Annotated in this window: 5 protein-coding genes; 3 read left to right on the forward strand and 2 right to left on the reverse strand. The window is 38.4% G+C overall.

What is annotated here, in order from left to right; translation table 11 throughout:
* The 3 genes from GLIP_RS13330 to GLIP_RS13340 form a co-directional block, all read left to right on the forward strand.
* Positions 1–317: hypothetical protein (locus GLIP_RS13330; protein WP_040522957.1), on the forward strand; the 317-nt coding region annotated here is incomplete at its 5' end.
* Positions 318–435: 118 nt separating this feature from the next.
* Positions 436–762 carry a hypothetical protein gene (locus GLIP_RS13335; RefSeq protein ID WP_008845168.1) on the forward strand — a complete coding sequence of 109 codons (327 nt, stop codon included), beginning with the start codon at positions 436–438 and terminating at the stop codon, positions 760–762.
* 108 nt (positions 763–870) lie between these two features.
* Positions 871–1212 carry a hypothetical protein gene (locus tag GLIP_RS13340; protein WP_008845169.1) on the forward strand — a complete coding sequence of 114 codons (342 nt, stop codon included), beginning with the start codon at positions 871–873 and terminating at the stop codon, positions 1210–1212.
* A 25-nt stretch (positions 1213–1237) separates the two neighbouring features.
* Here the strand turns inward: GLIP_RS13340 and GLIP_RS13345 are convergent, their stop codons facing one another.
* Both GLIP_RS13345 and GLIP_RS13350 read right to left on the reverse strand, forming a co-directional pair.
* Positions 1238–2074, reverse strand: a complete 837-nt coding sequence (locus GLIP_RS13345) for an IS3 family transposase (RefSeq protein WP_008845170.1) — start codon at positions 2072–2074, stop codon at positions 1238–1240.
* A 2-nt stretch (positions 2075–2076) separates the two neighbouring features.
* Positions 2077–2438 (reverse strand): transposase (locus GLIP_RS13350; RefSeq protein ID WP_226992227.1); only part of this gene is annotated, 362 nt, incomplete at its 5' end.

Consider the following 2438-nt stretch of genomic DNA (forward strand, 5'->3'; position numbering starts at 1 on the left):
GTTTACAAGGATGTTTTATGAAAGGCTCTAAGTTTTTATTAATAGTTTTAAGCCTTTTAGCCCTTCCACTATTTTTATTTGCTACATACTCAATATACAACTATCTAGCGTTCCCTGAAGCGGACCTACGGCATGAGAATTTGTACATTGTTGCATTTATGGTTTTATATGGATTGTTTCTGTTTATCCCATATATCATCGCAATGGCTGTTGGCTGGCATGTGAACACACACAAACTAAAGTTAATATCTGCTTTGCCTTTCATTTTGTTGTTATTTTGTGCAGTATTTGCCGAATTAGAAGGGGTACCATGGTAAGTAAACATAACAAAACGCTGTTGGCACTCTCTTCGGTCGCTGGGACGCAAACACGGGGCCGCTTCGCGATTATAGCCCCGTGCCTGCGCCCCAAAGCTTAGTGTTAGGGCTTTAGTGTATGAAAATAGTATTGTTACTAATTCTACTTGTACCATTTAACACTCAAGCATCAAGTTTTAAAGAGCTTGGAGAGCGTGGTGGAACTAAAAATGGTGTCCTAGAGAAACTAGGAAATCCAAGTATAAAGAAAAAATTTTTGGCTCCAAACTTTGAAATAAAAGGTGTTGGCAACTCCACTTGTTTTAAAGCCAACAACTTGAAATTAATAGATGTCTGGGCTTATAAAAAACCCAAAGGGTTCTATCAGCTTGTATTTGATAAGGAAGAACTTATTTGCTTACGATGGTCTTCAAGTGAAGAGCCTTTTGCTAATATACAGCCCTAACAAGTCACTCAAGCAGGACAAAAAATAGCTGTTTTTTGCTCGTGCCTCGCTTATTATAACCAGCTATTTTATTGCCTCTTAATGAGGTGTTAGGTTACCAAGGAAGACATGCGTAAATTTTTAGCATTGGATAAGAAAACTCAAATAGATCTTCGTAAACGTTTTCCAGATCTAGATAAGTTATTAGCTGTCGAAGACACAAATGCTTATACCTATATGGCTGTTTCAGTATTTGATCGTTGGTTGGGTGAAGTAGACTCAATAAAGTATTTATCTGATGTCTCAAAGGAAGAGCAGCAGATCAGAGATTCAAAGTTCATTAAATTTGCTGGAAAGTTAATTAACAATACTGAAGTGCTTAATTTTACGTTTAAAGGTCGTTGGGGTAACGCTTTACCGCAATTTCGCAAATTTACTTCAAGTACAGCTAAAGAAAACTACCTTATGTAATGGTCAACTCTTCTTGGACACTTTATTAGGCACTTTTCATTAATTTCATCTCATATTCAACTGGTGAGATGTTTCCCAGTTTATGGTGTCGTCGTTTCTGGTTATAAAATGGTTCGATATAATCAATAATATCCGCTTGGGCCTGGTGACGAGTTTGATACCTTCGGTAGTTAACTCTTTCAGACTTTAAACTTCTAAAGAAACGTTCCGTAACGGCGTTATCTAGACAATTTCCTGCTCGACTCATGCTTGCCTGGATTTCAAATTCACTCAAACACTTCTGGAACGAATCACTGGTGTATTGAGCGCCCTGATCCGAGTGGAATATGACTCCTGTCATAGGCTCTCTTTTATTAACTGCTAAACGTATAGCGCGGGTTGTTAACTCAGTATTGGGTTTATCTGAGAATGCCCAGCTAATAATCTTTCTCGAGCATAAATCTACTATTACTGCTAAATATAACCATCCTTGGCCTGTTCGGATATACGTGATGTCACCTGACCAATGGGTGTTAAGTTGTTCAGGGTTAAACTGCCTATTTAAATAATTAGGGGCAATGATAGACGCCTTTCCTGCATAGGGATAACGATGTAACCGAGGCCGTTTCGCTATCAATTTAAATTTGCGCATCAATCGTCGTACTTTATAACGACCCACTTTATAACCCTGATGATTAAGTTCTATCATCATTCTTCGGCTGCCGTAAGTGGCGTCCATTTCATTGTGAATATGCTTCACCGCTGCCTCTAAGTGAATATCGCCAGCCTTAATTCGCTTTGGTTTAGCATGAAAATAAAACGAGCTACGGGGTACATTTAAACATCGACAAATATGCTGAACATTAAACCCTGCCTTCTTCAACTCTAGCGCGACTTGCCGCCTTTGTTCATTTCTATTGCGAAGAAGGCCGAAGCTTTTTTTAACAGGTTATTATCACTTTCTAATTGTTTAACTTGCTTCTCTAACGCTTGAATTCGTTTTTGTTCATCAGTGATGGCAGACGCTTTAGGCGTAATGCCTACTTGTTCTTCGCGATACTGTCGTACCCATTTTTGTAAGGTGGAATATCCAACTTCCATTGCATCGGCAGCTTGCCTAACTGGATAACCTTGAACAGTGATCAACTCAATACATTCTAATTTAAATTCGGCTGTGTACTTCTTCATTCTTACCTCATTGGTTTTTGATATCATACATCCAACAAAGTGTTTTGAATAATTAGACC

Origin of the sequence: Aliiglaciecola lipolytica E3, from assembly GCF_000314975.1 — a bacterium.
Lineage (GTDB): Bacteria > Pseudomonadota > Gammaproteobacteria > Enterobacterales > Alteromonadaceae > Aliiglaciecola > Aliiglaciecola lipolytica.